Source organism: Halocatena salina (assembly GCF_023115355.1).
Classification (GTDB): Archaea; Halobacteriota; Halobacteria; order Halobacteriales; family Haloarculaceae; genus Halocatena; species Halocatena salina.
The window spans coordinates 348,778-362,402 of sequence record NZ_CP096020.1 but is presented as its reverse complement, the minus strand read 5'-3'; the positions used below and the strand labels follow the sequence as shown (position 1 = coordinate 362,402).

Genomic DNA, 13,625 nt, shown 5'->3' with positions numbered 1-13,625 from the left:
AGGTGTCTCAGTCGGATGCAGAGTCCGACTCATCGAGGAGGTTACGAGACGAGTTGGTGACCACGAGAAGGCTGCTCGTCGCCATGGCTGCGGCGGCAAACAACGGATTTAAAGCTCCCGAGAGAGCGGTCGGGATGGCGATCGCGTTGTAGAGAAACGCCCACCCGATGTTCTGTTTGATGCGGCGTTTCGCCCCAGATGCGAGATCGAACACGGTTTCGATTGACGAGAGATCGTCATCGACGATAGCGATCTCTGCCGCGTCGACGGCGAGCGCAGTCCCACTCCCGAGCGCGATGCCGAGATCCGCACTGGCGAGAGCGGGACCGTCGTTCGTCCCGTCGCCGACCATTGCGACCTGTTCGTCGGTTTGGAGTCGCTGTACCGTCTCGGCTTTCGCTGCTGGTGGTACACCGGCAATCACGGTGTCGACGTGTGGATGGTGACGGAAAGCATCGGTCGCTTCGATCTCATCACCGGTGAGAATGACGACTTCGATATCGCGTCGCTGTAGCGCTGTCACCGTTTCTTCCCATGTTTCGCGTGGTTCGTCTTCGAGAACGACGATCCCCTCAGCATCCCCATCCCAGCCGACGATGACGGGCAATCGACCGCCAGCACGGGCTGTTGCTGCCTGCTCTGTGAGCGTTTCTGAGATCGCCCAGCCCTGTTCGACAAACAGCTCGGGATGCCCCACGAGCACGTCCGTTTTTCCAACCGTTCCCTCGACGCCGGTCGCATGTGTACTGAAATCTGATACTTGATCGTCGCTGTGGCTCCGATACGCATCGTCTGACGATTCAATAGACATCTCTCCAGTCACGCGTTGCTCGTCGGCTTCGTTCGGATCGGTCTCGTGAGTGACGCCAAACGCGGCAACGATGGCAGCAGCGACGGGATGAGACGACCGACGTTCCACCGCCGCTACCGCCTGAAGGAGTTCCGCCGGAGCATCGGCCCTATGCACCGTCAGGTCGCCCGTCGTGAGAGTTCCCGTTTTGTCGAAGACGACGGTGTCGATCTCGCGCAGGCGCTCAAAGACGGTGTCGTCGAACACGACGAGACCGTGCTCCATGGCCTCGCGGATGCTTGAAGCCACGGCAAGCGGCGTTGCAAGCCCGAGAGCGCACGGGCACGAAACGATGAGGACTGTGAGTGTGACAAGTACCGCATTCGACAGACTGGCACCGGATGCGAGGTACGCGACACCGGCAGTGAGTGCTAATCCCGCGATCACCGGAACGAACACCACAGCGAGCCTGTCGGCGAGCTGTTGGATTCCGTGATTCGAGCTCTGTAGATCCCAGACGAGGGATGTGATTCGATCGAGGCTGCTGCTGGCGTCCTCTCCGACGGCAATTACCAGAGCGCCGTCCGTGAGCACCGAGCCGCCCACGACAGTGTCGCTCGTTCGTTTGGCAACCGGCAGGGATTCTCCCGTGATGATCGCTTCGTCGACCGTACCCTCGCCATCACACACCACGCCATCGATCGGAATTCGTTCGCCAGCCCGGACTAGGATCTGATCGTCCGGTGTGAGGTCAGCGACGTCGCTCTCGATCGTGGTTCCGTCGTTCTGATACCGGCGAGCCGTATCGACTCGTGCGGTGTTCAGCTCCGTGAGTAGATCGACCGCCTTTCGTTTGATCGACGACTCATAGTAGGTTCCGGCCGTAACGACCACGATGATCGCGGTGGTTACGTCGTAATAGATGTCGATACGTCCGAGAATCACTGCTAACGTGCTGTATAGATACGCGCTGCCCGCCGCGAGCGCGACGAGGAGATCCATATTTGGGTGTCGAGCCTTGAGGCTCACGTAAGCGCCCCTGAGAATCGGCTTCCCTGTATAAAACAGGATGATGCTCGTAAACAGAAAGAGCACGTAATAGAAATACGCTGCATCGGTGAGCAACTGACGGGTGAATTCGAGCACTCGATCCGGATAGAGGCTAAAATGCATCGGATAGATGTACACGATGTACGGGAGCATCACCCACATACCGAGTAAGACGCCGGGGAGCAATCTCCAAATAATCTCATCGTCGGCCTGTCGTTGTGCGATCGAATCATCACGTTGGTAGGCCGTGTATCCGGCGGTGCTCAGCACCTCCAACAGTTCCTGTTCAGTCACGCGATCGCGATCGTAATCGACGCGAACGGTTTCGCTGACGTAGCTTGCCTCTGCGCTGGTGACCCCGTCGGTCGTCTCAGCGACGTTTTCGAGAAACGTCTCACAGGTCGTACAGTGCATGCCCCTGATCCGGAGAAATGTGCGCTCGTGGCTTGTTGACGGACCGTCGTCGTTCTCCCTGTTCGTATTCGTCCGGTCCTCACGCCCCTCGATGTCTGATTGGTCACTGAGGATCTCGGAAACCTCACGACATCCGACACAACAGAACGTACTGCCGTTCTCTTCGAGCGGTGAGCCATCGAGGGCCATTCCACACAAATCACAGGTCCCTTCCGATTCCATGGGGGTCATGGATGGTACTCTCTCGCTGATCCCACGTACCTTTTTCCTTGTTACCAGTCGATGACCACGATCGACCACCGTCAATCGTGCCAACACGTTGCATTGGCGCGCCGAACGGTTTTCCTCATCACTTTCGTATCGTCTTCTGGTGATCGATTCATGGCTGGTAAATCACTGGTAATGATCGTGGGCGATTACGTGGAGGACTACGAGGCGATGGTTCCGTTTCAAGCGCTACAGATGATCGGGCACGATGTTGATGTTGTCTGTCCGGACAAAGAAGCGGGCGATCACGTCAAAACGGCCGTCCACGACGAGCGAGGTGCCCAAACGTACAGCGAAATGGAAGGGCACGAACTGCCACTGAACGCGACGTTTGCAGACATCGATCCCGAGGGGTACGATGGTCTCGTTCTTCCTGGTGGTCGCGCGCCCGAATATCTTCGTCTCAACGACGCGGTTCTCGACACGGTTCGACACTTCTTCGAAGCTGACAAACCGGCAGCAGTGCTCTGTCATGCCCCCCAGATCCTCATCGCTGCTGACGTGATCGATGGACGGACGTGTACGTCCTATCCGGGGCTCGCTCCTGACATCGAAGCCGCTGGCGGCGAGTGGGTCGATGAAGTTACCGTCGATGGAAACCTCGTAACCGGGCGGCTGTACAGCGATCATCCGGAGTGGCTCCGGGAATTCGTCGCGGTGTTGGGAACGGAAATAGAGCATGGCGAGCCAGCTACAGCCCCGACTGATTAACGGGATCTTCTTTCAGTTCGGTCCTGGAGTTCGCGGATACATCCGAACTCTGACCGGAGTTCGATTTAACTGTCAGAGGGATTTTCACAGGCACATCGCTGTCGTCGCACGGAGGCTATCGAGTTCGGCTGTCCGTCGAATCGCCACCAGAGCGTCGTTCGCAGTGCTGATACCCACTATCAGCGTTGCCGATACACACGGACTGAACTGTACATTTACGGTTCGGAATTCGAAACGACGATGATGGCGGAAACTCCCAACACACGGAACGATTAGTACCGAGCAGTTTCTAACTGTTCGGGTGGTTGGTCGTACTTATCCCGGAACTGTTGAATGAGCTGGCCCATCTTCGCGTACCATTCGTTGAGCATCTGCTGCATGTCATCGGCAATTTTGTCGGGATTCGTCGGATGGTAGACGTGGTAGTACCCGCCCTGATCGTAGTTGATCTGTTCTTTCTGGATAAAACCGACCTGTAGCAGTCGTTGCACTGCTCGATAAGCCGTCGAGCGCTCGCGGTCGACCTGTTCAGCGATCTCGTCGACGGTCAGTGATTCACCACTCATCATAAGGATACGGAAAATTTCCTTGTCGAGTTCCCTGAATCCATGGAAACACTCAAGCAGCCCTTCACAGTCCATGTCTTGCCGGAGCATTTCGTTCAGCGAATCGGGCATTCGTAGCAGAGATCAGTCGATTCCCAAATAAAAGATTTGTGGACGTAGTGCAATATTATCCCCGATAAATTCTGCCGAGCGATCCCGTCGCCCGTCGCCCATTACACCGGTGGTACGGAACCAGTATCTTTGAGTAGTCATGGAACCACTCCCCACTATGGAGCTTCCTATCGATCCACGGGCGATCGATCCCGAAGACATCGGCGAGAAGCGTGCGACGCTCCGGATGGATCACGAGGCAGCCATCGAGCACGTTCGTGAAACGTTTACCGCTGCAGGCTTCGGTGTACCGGTCGAGTTTTCGCCCTCGGATTTGCTCAACGAAAAGGTCGACGCTGACCGCGATCCATACTACGTGCTCGGTGCGTGCAACCCAGAGATGGCCAACCGAGCGCTCAACGAGACCCCGACGATCGGCGGACTATTCCCCTGTAATGTCATCATCTGGGAGAACGAACCGGGAGTGCAGCAGGTTTATCACATCAGTATTATGCGGATCGCTCGTCTCCTTGGAATGGCTCCGGACACGGAGAAGTGGGACGAGATCATCGCAGATACGAGCGAACTCGTCGAGACGGCTATTGCGAATCTCGATGCTGTAGATAATTCTCAGTAACGATCGGAGTTCGAAACTGCCTGTATTACCGGTCCTTCCGGGCAGTCGAACCAGTGCCGTTCGAGCAGCTCTCAGGATTGGGTGTACTGGTCGATGAGGTCCAGCAACGATTCTTTGTCCTGCATACCGACGGCGCGTTCTACTGGCTCGCCATCGGCAAACAGGAGCAGCGTAGGAACGCCCCTGACACCGTGTTCGGATGCGAGGCGCTGATTGGTATCGATGTCGACCTTTGCGACGGCCGCATCGGTTTCAGCAGCGATTTCCTTGACTATGGGTTCGATCATCTGACAGGGACCACACCAATCAGCGTAAAAGTCGACGAGAACGGTGGTGTGGGTTTCAGTGGTGTCTCTCAGATCGGATTGATGATCGATATGAATGAGTTCCGATGGACTATCCTGCTCTCGTCCGGCTTGCAACTCTTCGAGCTTCTGTTCGCGGATCTCCTCGATGGATCGATCGTCACTCATCGTCCTACATACGCGTCGAACACCCTTATGGATTTTGTATGAATGACACAATACTGTCCGTCTATGACGTCATGAGCCGACGCCATTCAGTGCCGTACCGAAGTCGGCGAATGGCAGCGAGCGCTCGTGTAGCGATAGCGAGACCGCCGTTCAAAAAAGAATGCGAAGCTGGTATGATGGCTGCAAGCTTGTGATCGACTCGACCGCGCGGCGTCTGAGTCACGATGACGCGCGTCGAGAACTGGGTCTCGTTAGTCATTAGCAGCTGTTGCAGCGGTGGATTCTGACGCACGGGTTCCTCGCCAGTATCCCTGTGCGTATGCGCCGACGAACATTCCGGCGATCGCCCAGAGGATGGGGATATTGCCGATGCCAATGCTGGCGTAGGTGGCCCCCGGACAAATGCCCGAAATGCCCCAGCCGACGCCGAAAATCGCACCACCGATGACGACATTGCGGTCGAACGATTTCACGCGGCGGGTGTATTCGCTATCGGTCAGCGGTGCACGATCAAGAAATCGTGTTGCGACCGTGAAGGTGACTCCGGTGACGACGGCTGCCCCGCCCATCACGAACAGGAGACCGAAGTCGTTGAACTGGAGGAAATCCAGCACTATTTCCGGTCGTGCCATCCCGCTGACGGCCAGTCCGGTTCCGAAGATCACCCCACCGATGTAGATGACGGGGAGGAACAACGGACTCCGATCAGTGTCGCTCATGGCGACACCCCCAGAGCTTCCACGAGCTGCGCGGTGCCGATCGCAACAGTGAGGAACGTCGCCACGTTTACGATCGAAGTGATCGAAAACGAACCGACACCACAGACACCGTGGCCCGAGGTGCAGCCTTTACCGAGTCGCGTTCCGATCCCGACGAGAAAGCCTCCGCCGAGCAACCGCCACCACTGGACGTCAGTCGTCCAAATCCCCGGGTCTAACACGAGTCCGTACACGGCTGCACCACTGACGATCCCAGCGGTGAACACGACTCGCCATCCACGCGATCGAATGTATTTGAATCGGTTAAACCGCTCGACGTCGGAAACGTACGATAGCGTCGATTCGAGGAACGTGCTTGCTCCTGCGATGATTCCCGTTGCGAGATAGATGATAGCCGCGCCGCCTCCGACGAGGATTCCTCCAAGTAGATACGGTAGGATCCCGCGGGGGAAGCTCTCGGCGATTATGAGAGATGGCACAATCGTGGTCATATTAGTTCGTCAGCGTCTCGGCAGCACAGTTGTTCGGCCCGAGTTCGAGTTCGAACGTCGTCTCGTCGAGGGACTGTTGCCCAAGGTTCGTTGCGATGATATCCGCGTGGTTAGCGGGACGTGGTGGTACATTCGAGACGGTGAATTCGACGAATTCGTCTGTATTCATCGAGAGCACATCGATCGACGCCTTCAGTTGCCCGAGTTCGGCCGTGTACGTGCCATCGGTGTCGGGCGTTGCCGCATTACTGAAGTGTGCCGGAGCGACAGTCGTGTCCGCAGGCAAGTTTAGAACCCGCTCTTTGAGGGTATCATACAGTGTCTGCGCCGCGTTCCGTGCAGCCTTCTGATCTTCGAGATCCGGCCGAGCAACACTCTCTATGAAGAGACCGTCACCCGTGAATAAGACGTTTTCAACCTTGTAAGAGGTCATCCCGGTGGTATGGCCGGGAGTGGAGAGTACCTCGATATCCACGTCGCCAACAGGAATCGTGTCGCCGTCGGCTACAGTCTCGTAGTCATGATCGTACTCAACGCCACGGTTGGCAGCTGCTTCGGGCAGTACTACAGTGGCATCGGTCTGTGCAGCGAGGGCACGAACGCCGGAGATGTGATCCGCGTGGATGTGCGTATCGAGCGCGTACTCGAGTTCGACACCAAGGGCGCGTACGTCCCGTCTGTATTCCTCAGTGAATGCATGAAGAGGATCGATAACGGCCGCTGCGCCGGCAGAGACGATGAGATACGCGAGACAACCACTCGATGGCCGTTGGTACTGGGCGATCGTGGCGTCGACGTTCACATCGAGCTCCTGATATTCGTAGATACGAGCCCACCCTTTCATGCCACGAGCGAAGTGATCGACATCGTAGCCGTCTTCAGAGAGCTGTTCGGCAACCATCTCACTGGAGTCGCCTTTCGCACACAGTACCGTGATTTTCTGGTCGTCAGGAAGTTTTGCGTGTAGATCTTCGGGAACCCCGTCTAGCAACTGGAAGTAGGGGTGATTCACTATTTCGACGTTCGCTCCATCGATATGCCACGCCTCGAAATCCCTCTTCGAGCGGACATCGAGGATGAACACGTCGCCACCACTGTCGATGTGCTGTCGCAGTTCCTCGGGGGTGATCGATGCAACCGGTTCGTCAATCTCTGTAGGAGGTTCATCGGCCATTGTCGTTCATGGGTATCCACGTGTCGCAAATAAGACTTTGCATAGTAGACCATATAATATACAATACTATCTTAGGATAGCCGCCGTTCACAGCGTTTATCGGGTGGTGAACGAAGGTTCAAATATTGGTTGTGTGCGAACACTGAATTGCTACCGGTACGCTTTTACCTGTCGTTACAATATTGGGTAGTGAAGGCAATACTATGACTAGATACGAAACGACAGATTCACTCGACGTTAAAGGAGAAAGCTGTCCAATGCCGGTTGTCAAGACGAAGCAGGCGATCGACGACCTCGAGGAAGATGCGGTTCTGGAAGTCCTTGCGACCGATTCTGGGAGTCTGAGCGATCTTTGTGGCTGGGCTGATTCTACTGCTGGCGTTGAACTCCTTGACCAGAAAGAAGACGGTGACGTCTACAAACATTACGTCCGCAAGACGAAGTGAGATGAATACGGACACTAACGACACGTCTGATCCGGCTCCTGGGGGTGAGACGTCTCTCAGTCGCCCAGAGCTAGAAGCACGTCTCGAACAGGTCGAGGACCGTCTCGTCGATATCGAAGCTACATCGGATGACAGTCTGCCGAAGATGTCGATCATTGCGACAAAAGGTACCCTGGATATGGCCTACCCGCCGCTCATCCTCGCCAGCACAGCTGCCGCTTTCGGATGGGAGGTGACGGTGTTCCACACGTTCTGGGGATTGGATATCCTCCACGAAGAACACTCGAAGGATCTGCAGTTGAGCTCGATCGGCAATCCGAACATACCGGTGCCGAACGCGATCGGTGCGCTTCCTGGAATGGATCGTATGACGACCAAAATGATGGAAAAACAGATCAGGGACAACGACACGGTCACTATCGAGGAACTCCTCGAAACGTCGATGGAGATGGACGTCGAATTTCAGGCTTGTCAGATGACGATAGATCTGATGAATTACGACGAAGACGACTTCTACGACGGCGTCACCGCCGGCGTCGGTGCCGCTACGGCACTCCAGGACATGGCCGACGCCGATATTCAGTTGCTCGTTTGAAGAAGTCACCGCCGTCGGCTGCGACCGGCTGATGAGCGGTGGCATCGTTCGCAATCGCACTCTGTCACGGAAGCACTTCTCGACTACCGGAACCGACCGTTCTCAAGGGTTTCTGTGGCTGTTGCAAACCCTAGGCCGTTTCTCCCGGCATATTTCATCGTTGAACGGTACATCAGTGATTTCTCTGTGATCGGTGAATGAGGTCTACAAGCACGAGAGTATAGAGGTATATAAGGACGGTTATCTTCACAGCCACGGACTGTTGCTCGTATCACGAGTAGTGGAGGAGGGGATACAGCCGTTACTAGACGAAGGTCTCATCATATACGACCAAGAACGGGATATGGTCACGCTGTCAGAGTCCGGCGAACGAGCAAATATCGTGCGAAGGATCAACACCCTGATACCCGACTGAGATGTCTTCGAATTGTCACCGCCGAAAGTGATCAACGAAATCCGTTTTATGTTATCCAGCGAATCATTTCGAGACAGATTAGCGAGATTCGCGACTGAACTGAACCCACAAAACGCTTCGCTAAGACAGTCCATTCCTCACGTACTCCGCCATTAGAACCCGCTTCGCGCTCGCCATTATAGCCTCCTTCATTTGTCACCAATGAGCTTACAGTTTCGAACGTCGATCGTGGGTCGTTCGTCCGGCGCCAATGCCACCACGTTCGCACTAGCAGTTCGACCCGGCGGGTGATACTCAATGTCGGCTGATTCGATAACACATCGTAGCCCTGTTCTCGAATGAGGCGGTGGTGGTCGGCGTACAGAACAGCAGCGAGCAACACCGCGAATTGGGTTTCGTTGGGGAGATGCGCGATTCCATCAACGCCTCGTCGATACAGTGCTTCCGTCCGTTCCAGCTCGCTTTGCACGGCCGCCGCAAATCCGTCGGTGAATTCGAGCCGCTCGATCTGTTCGGCGGTCACATCGTGGGCTTGGAGTGTCGATCGAGGTAGGTAGATCCGTCCGTATTCGAGTACGTCCTCTCGCACGTCTCGCAGAAAGTTCGTGAGCTGGAACGCCTCTCCGAGCGCCGTTGCGTGTGGGAGTGCTTGAGAAGGATCACCGGGAAGCATTACGGAGGTCATCATCCGGCCAACAGCGGCAGCCGATCCATCCATGTACGCTTCGAGCTCTGCGTACGTGTCGTATCGACGTTTCGTGATATCCGTTGCCATCGCGTCGATAAACGTATTCACGTCGGCGGTAGCAATGTCGTGTTCTCTCCGCAAGTCAGCAAATGCCGCCACCACCGGGTTGTCGCTTTCTCGTTTGCCGAGTGCCGCCGCACGAAGATGTTCCAGCTGCGTTCGTTGATGGGTCGGAGATAGGTCCCCGGGATCGTCGACGATTTCATCAGAAATTCGGAAGAACGCGTATAATACGTACGTTGCGTGGCGAACACGCCGAGGAAGCAAACGCGTTGCGAGGTGAAACGTAGTACCTGTTTGCTGTTGAATCGTTTTGCTCTCTCTGACCTGTGTGGTATCTACCATGGTTCTCCCTGTAACACCGCGTGTCTATGCTCATGAACACTCATCCACAGTCCGGATATCACTGTGATCGGTGTCTGGTTACGGAACTGTCTCTGTATCATTGATTCACCTCTGCCATGCGCTGCGTTCGTCTAATTGCCATACGGTAAATATGGACGACAGCATGATAAAATTCATTAGTAATTGATAATATGTCATTATGAATCTACTATTATTTTAATTACTGCCGGTCTAGCTGAAATACTGAGGGGTGGTTACCCTGTGGTCTTTTTGTCGTATGAAATCTGATAGTGTCTCCTTCGACCATATCCATGAACAGTTTTCCATCGTCTGCTACCTTGTGGAAGTACTCCCATCACCGTTTGAGTTTAAACTGATAGATAGAGTGGGGGATGAAACGATCCACTTTCATCAGCCCGAGTCCGAACAGTCCTGTGATTGCGACAGGGAGGAGATGCCCGAGATAAGCGTTGATCGTTCCCCAAAAGATGACGAACGCCGTGAGGCTGTCGAGCATAAACTCACAGTGGTGTAACCGTTCGAGGACGGCCGTTTGTTCGAAGCCCCAGTTGAATATCACGACGGCAACGGTCGCCGACACGATCCAACCGAGGTAGTTCGAGATCGGGACCCCGTAGTAGAGACCGCCGCTATACGACCAAAAGCCGAGTGCAACGGCGGCCGGATCGAGGATGAGGTCCATTCCGATGACGGCGATGATCGAACTCCAGATGAACGTCCGATCAGGGCGTTCATCGAGCAACAGCAGCCACAGCAGACAGCAATTTGCTACGATTGGTATAAAGAATATCGGGAGTCCAAGTGGGACTTTACTGAACAGTAGTGGTCCGAGGTCAACCCCATAGGAGAACTGGCCGTACGGTACACCAGTGGTTATCCCCACATACTCGATACCGTATGAATAGACGGCGAGTACGACGAGGGCTGTTGCTGCCTTCCGGTCGATGAGCGGTAAGAGACCAGCGATAAGCGGCAATCGCATCGCCACGACGCCGATCAGGATGAGTGATGAATCGAACGACAGCAGCGCTGGTAGTATCGATTCGGTGCTTGCGAGAAGCATAGCTACCCCGACGGTTGGGACGACGATACCGAAGAGAGAGCGGTTCTCACGAACCATCGCATCGAACGCACGTTCGACGCGCTGTCGATTGAACGTCGGGGACACTTCAGCCATGATTTCCTCCGAACACGAGCAGCCACAGCCCACCGAGTGTGAACACCATCCCGGTGAGCGTATTGATTACCGGAAACCACCAGTATGCTTCAGTCACATTCACCGATGAACGACGGATACCAAAGACAAGGAGCGGATACACGGAGAGTACGCCGGTGAAAAACGGATGGACGACGGCGAACATGAGCGACGCTGCCAGCCAGCAGGCTGTACAGTAAGTGTATGTCCGTCGTTCGCCGAGAACGGTCGCAGTCGTTTCGATGCCTGCTTGACGATCCGGTTCGATGTCCGGAATCGCTGAGAAGGTGTGCATTCCCATCGTCCAGAGCCAGCCACTAGCAACCGCCGCAAACGGTGGATATCTCCCAGCTATGGCTGCGTATGCGGTAATTCCTGGAACGATATACAGCCCGTTGGCCAGAGAATCGAACACCGGCGTCGTTTTGAACCGGAACGGGGGTGCGCTGTATTCGCTAGCTAAAACGAGAACCCCGATCAACGAGACGCTCGCTTCCGTGGGAAGAATGGGGATGAATGTGCCGCCGAGAAGTCCGCACGCGAGTACGACAGCAACGACGAACGAACTACCTTCGTAACGAACTTCACGACCTGCTTTTTTCGCGTTGTGCGCATCGATATCTGCGTCGAAGATGTCATTGATGCCGTAGAGGAACACGTTGGCAGGCACCAAGAAATACCCGAACAATGCGAGTGCAATCGGTTGGAATAGATCGGTTACGGTCTCTGCAGCGTACACGACGCCGACGATAACTGGTCCGGCGAGATACAGCCAAAATCGAGGCCGAGACAGCCGAAGGAGGTAACCGACACGTGTCGATTCCGATGGGAGATATCCACCGATATCGACCGTGGAACGGAATCTAGGACCACGCATTAGTCCATCCGATCCTCGATGACTGCGTCTGCGGCGTGTTCGCCACTAATGAGACACATCGGCATTCCGATTCCCGGGGTGGTGTACCCCCCTGCGAAGTACAGCCCATCGACCGCAGCTGACCGATGTGGTGGCCGGAAGAGGGCTGTTTGGCGGAGGGTGTGTGCTAATCCGAGTGCCGTTCCGTTCCAACTGTTATACGTCGAGATGAAATCCTCGATACAGAACAGCTCTTCGCAGACGATGCGGTCGTGCAGATCGGCACCGGTGTTTTCGGCGATATCATCGAGCACGAAATCGCGGTACTGCTCCCGAATATCGGTCGTATCCTTCAGACCTGCCGCGATAGGAACGAGTACGAACAGAGCGCTGTGCCCGTCCGGAGCAACCCCATCATCGGTCTTCGAAGGTGCACAGAGATAGTATGCTGGATCGTCGGGCCACGTTGGACTGTCGAATATCTGTTCGAAGTGTTGGTTCCAATCGGTTGGCAAGACGAGGGTGTGGTGAGAAAGCGGATCGACATGCCCCTCGATGCCGAGGTACATGAGAAACGCCGAAGGTGCGTACGTTCGCTCGTTCCAGTACTCCGCGTCGTACTGACGTGCGCGGGAAGGAAGCAGTTCCTGTTCAGTGTGAGCGTAGTCAGCACCGCTAACGACGATATCGGAGGTGAAGACATCTCCCCCGATGGCTTCGAGGCGAAAACGCTCCTGCTTGCGGGTTATTTCGCTGATTTCCGTCTCTAACGTCGCCGTGACCCCGAGTTCCGTGGCGAGATCGGTGATAGAATCGACCACTCGACCGATACCGCCCTCCGGATACCAGACGCCCATATTGAAATCAACGTGGGACATCATGTTGTAGAGCGCAGGCGTGTTCTTCGGTGCTCCACCGAGGAAAACGAGTGTGTATTGCATGATCTGTTGGAGCTTCGGATGATCGAAGTAGTCAGCAACGTATTCGTCCATCGTGCCGAGCAACTGAAACCCGATCGAGGCGGCATTCATCACGTCACGGTCGATCCAGTCACGTAGACGTGGACGATCCTCGTAGACGAAGTTCTCCATCGCGATCGAATACTGTTCCTCGCTCGTTGCGAGGTACTCTCGGAGGGCATCCCCTGCCCCCGGTTCGTAGGATTCGAACGTTTCGATCACCTGCTCCCGATTCGGTGTGATATCGACCCGGTCGTCGTCTTTGAAGAAGATCCTGTAGTGGGGATCGAGTCGGTCGAGTGCGTAGTACTCTCCGACTTCTCGATCGAAATGCCCGAAAAACCGCTCGAAAACGTCCGGCATAAGATACCACGAGGGACCCATATCGAAACGAAATCCGTTCATCTCCAATCTGGATGCACGTCCTCCCAACTGAGCGTTCTTCTCGATGAGTTCGACGTCCGCACCGGCCCGTGCGAGATAACAGGCGGCAGAGAGCCCACCGAATCCACCTCCAACAACGACAACGGATGTGTCGATGAGACAGGCGTCCGTTGTTCTCATCGCTTTGAGTGCCATACTGAAGATGAGTCGGGGAACGGCTAAAAGTATATGTTTGATATTAGTGATTGCGCCACGCGCTTATGCCGCTACAAACCGAAT

The 13,625-nt window shown here is 55.4% G+C and carries 15 protein-coding genes; 4 read left to right on the top strand and 11 right to left on the bottom strand.

Annotated features, from left to right (window positions below; all coding sequences use genetic code 11):
* Nucleotides 1-7 precede the first annotated feature (7 nt).
* The gene (locus MW046_RS14530; RefSeq protein WP_368411420.1) at nucleotides 8-2,485 is read right to left on the bottom strand and encodes a heavy metal translocating P-type ATPase; all 2,478 of its coding nucleotides are present in this window, start codon (nucleotides 2,483-2,485) and stop codon (nucleotides 8-10) included.
* A 150-nt stretch (nucleotides 2,486-2,635) separates the two neighbouring features.
* Here MW046_RS14530 and MW046_RS14525 point away from each other — a divergent pair, with 150 nt between their 5' ends.
* The gene (locus MW046_RS14525; protein ID WP_247994881.1) at nucleotides 2,636-3,232 is read left to right on the top strand and encodes a DJ-1/PfpI family protein; all 597 of its coding nucleotides are present in this window, start codon (nucleotides 2,636-2,638) and stop codon (nucleotides 3,230-3,232) included.
* A 272-nt stretch (nucleotides 3,233-3,504) separates the two neighbouring features.
* Here MW046_RS14525 and MW046_RS14520 read toward each other — a convergent pair whose 3' ends face one another.
* On the bottom strand, nucleotides 3,505-3,909 hold the full coding sequence (locus MW046_RS14520) for a helix-turn-helix domain-containing protein (protein WP_247994880.1): 405 nt from the start codon (nucleotides 3,907-3,909) through the stop codon (nucleotides 3,505-3,507).
* A 157-nt stretch (nucleotides 3,910-4,066) separates the two neighbouring features.
* On the opposite strand from MW046_RS14520, the gene MW046_RS14515 reads away from it, so the two are divergent.
* Entirely contained in the window at nucleotides 4,067-4,525 is a 459-nt protein-coding gene (locus MW046_RS14515; RefSeq protein ID WP_247994879.1) for a DUF302 domain-containing protein, read from the top strand.
* Nucleotides 4,526-4,596: 71 nt separating this feature from the next.
* On the opposite strand, the gene trxA is transcribed toward MW046_RS14515, so the two are convergent.
* The 5 genes from trxA to MW046_RS14490 form a co-directional block, all read right to left on the bottom strand.
* Nucleotides 4,597-4,998: a thioredoxin gene (gene trxA, locus MW046_RS14510; protein ID WP_247994878.1), complete on the bottom strand. Its 402-nt coding sequence runs from the start codon at nucleotides 4,996-4,998 to the stop codon at nucleotides 4,597-4,599.
* A gap of 61 nt (nucleotides 4,999-5,059) precedes the next feature.
* Nucleotides 5,060-5,257, bottom strand: a complete 198-nt coding sequence (locus MW046_RS14505) for a hypothetical protein (RefSeq protein ID WP_247994877.1) — start codon at nucleotides 5,255-5,257, stop codon at nucleotides 5,060-5,062.
* A complete protein-coding gene (locus MW046_RS14500; RefSeq protein ID WP_247994876.1) occupies nucleotides 5,250-5,717 on the bottom strand; it encodes a YeeE/YedE family protein in 468 nt (155 codons plus the stop codon). The genes MW046_RS14505 and MW046_RS14500 overlap by 8 nt, the downstream gene beginning before the upstream one ends.
* Nucleotides 5,714-6,208 carry a YeeE/YedE family protein gene (locus MW046_RS14495; RefSeq protein WP_247994875.1) on the bottom strand — a complete coding sequence of 165 codons (495 nt, stop codon included), beginning with the start codon at nucleotides 6,206-6,208 and terminating at the stop codon, nucleotides 5,714-5,716. The genes MW046_RS14500 and MW046_RS14495 overlap by 4 nt, the downstream gene beginning before the upstream one ends.
* Nucleotide 6,209: 1 nt before the next feature.
* The gene (locus MW046_RS14490) at nucleotides 6,210-7,382 is read right to left on the bottom strand and encodes an MBL fold metallo-hydrolase (protein WP_247994874.1); all 1,173 of its coding nucleotides are present in this window, start codon (nucleotides 7,380-7,382) and stop codon (nucleotides 6,210-6,212) included.
* A gap of 203 nt (nucleotides 7,383-7,585) precedes the next feature.
* On the opposite strand from MW046_RS14490, the gene MW046_RS14485 reads away from it, so the two are divergent.
* Both MW046_RS14485 and MW046_RS14480 read left to right on the top strand, forming a co-directional pair.
* On the top strand, nucleotides 7,586-7,828 hold the full coding sequence (locus MW046_RS14485) for a sulfurtransferase TusA family protein (protein ID WP_247994873.1): 243 nt from the start codon (nucleotides 7,586-7,588) through the stop codon (nucleotides 7,826-7,828).
* A 1-nt stretch (nucleotide 7,829) separates the two neighbouring features.
* Nucleotides 7,830-8,423, top strand: a complete 594-nt coding sequence (locus tag MW046_RS14480; RefSeq protein WP_247994872.1) for a DsrE/DsrF/DrsH-like family protein — start codon at nucleotides 7,830-7,832, stop codon at nucleotides 8,421-8,423.
* Between the two features lie 461 nt (nucleotides 8,424-8,884).
* Here the strand turns inward: MW046_RS14480 and MW046_RS14475 are convergent, their stop codons facing one another.
* The 4 genes from MW046_RS14475 to crtID all read right to left on the bottom strand — a co-directional run bounded on the left by MW046_RS14475 (nucleotide 8,885) and on the right by crtID (nucleotide 13,541).
* Nucleotides 8,885-9,931: a phytoene/squalene synthase family protein gene (locus MW046_RS14475; protein WP_247994871.1), complete on the bottom strand. Its 1,047-nt coding sequence runs from the start codon at nucleotides 9,929-9,931 to the stop codon at nucleotides 8,885-8,887.
* Nucleotides 9,932-10,286: 355 nt separating this feature from the next.
* Nucleotides 10,287-11,129: a bisanhydrobacterioruberin hydratase gene (gene cruF, locus MW046_RS14470; protein ID WP_247994870.1), complete on the bottom strand. Its 843-nt coding sequence runs from the start codon at nucleotides 11,127-11,129 to the stop codon at nucleotides 10,287-10,289.
* On the bottom strand, nucleotides 11,122-12,024 hold the full coding sequence (locus tag MW046_RS14465) for a prenyltransferase (protein WP_247994869.1): 903 nt from the start codon (nucleotides 12,022-12,024) through the stop codon (nucleotides 11,122-11,124). Before MW046_RS14465 ends, cruF begins: the two co-directional genes overlap by 8 nt.
* Nucleotides 12,024-13,541 carry a bifunctional phytoene desaturase/3,4-desaturase gene (crtID, locus tag MW046_RS14460; RefSeq protein ID WP_247994868.1) on the bottom strand — a complete coding sequence of 506 codons (1,518 nt, stop codon included), beginning with the start codon at nucleotides 13,539-13,541 and terminating at the stop codon, nucleotides 12,024-12,026. Before crtID ends, MW046_RS14465 begins: the two co-directional genes overlap by 1 nt.
* Between the last annotated feature and the right edge of the window lie 84 nt (nucleotides 13,542-13,625).

Coding starts and splice junctions, on each gene's coding strand:
- MW046_RS14465 (WP_247994869.1), bottom strand. CDS start 12,024: ATGCGTGGTCCTAGATTCCGTTCCACGGTCGATATCGGTGGATATCTC.
- MW046_RS14475 (WP_247994871.1), bottom strand. CDS start 9,931: ATGGTAGATACCACACAGGTCAGAGAGAGCAAAACGATTCAACAGCAA.
- trxA (WP_247994878.1), bottom strand. CDS start 4,998: ATGAGTGACGATCGATCCATCGAGGAGATCCGCGAACAGAAGCTCGAA.
- MW046_RS14495 (WP_247994875.1), bottom strand. CDS start 6,208: ATGACCACGATTGTGCCATCTCTCATAATCGCCGAGAGCTTCCCCCGC.
- MW046_RS14490 (WP_247994874.1), bottom strand. CDS start 7,382: ATGGCCGATGAACCTCCTACAGAGATTGACGAACCGGTTGCATCGATC.
- MW046_RS14530 (WP_368411420.1), bottom strand. CDS start 2,485: ATGACCCCCATGGAATCGGAAGGGACCTGTGATTTGTGTGGAATGGCC.
- MW046_RS14500 (WP_247994876.1), bottom strand. CDS start 5,717: ATGAGCGACACTGATCGGAGTCCGTTGTTCCTCCCCGTCATCTACATC.
- crtID (WP_247994868.1), bottom strand. CDS start 13,541: ATGGCACTCAAAGCGATGAGAACAACGGACGCCTGTCTCATCGACACA.
- MW046_RS14520 (WP_247994880.1), bottom strand. CDS start 3,909: ATGCCCGATTCGCTGAACGAAATGCTCCGGCAAGACATGGACTGTGAA.
- MW046_RS14515 (WP_247994879.1), top strand. CDS start 4,067: ATGGAGCTTCCTATCGATCCACGGGCGATCGATCCCGAAGACATCGGC.
- MW046_RS14480 (WP_247994872.1), top strand. CDS start 7,830: ATGAATACGGACACTAACGACACGTCTGATCCGGCTCCTGGGGGTGAG.
- cruF (WP_247994870.1), bottom strand. CDS start 11,129: ATGGCTGAAGTGTCCCCGACGTTCAATCGACAGCGCGTCGAACGTGCG.
- MW046_RS14525 (WP_247994881.1), top strand. CDS start 2,636: ATGGCTGGTAAATCACTGGTAATGATCGTGGGCGATTACGTGGAGGAC.
- MW046_RS14485 (WP_247994873.1), top strand. CDS start 7,586: ATGACTAGATACGAAACGACAGATTCACTCGACGTTAAAGGAGAAAGC.
- MW046_RS14505 (WP_247994877.1), bottom strand. CDS start 5,257: ATGACTAACGAGACCCAGTTCTCGACGCGCGTCATCGTGACTCAGACG.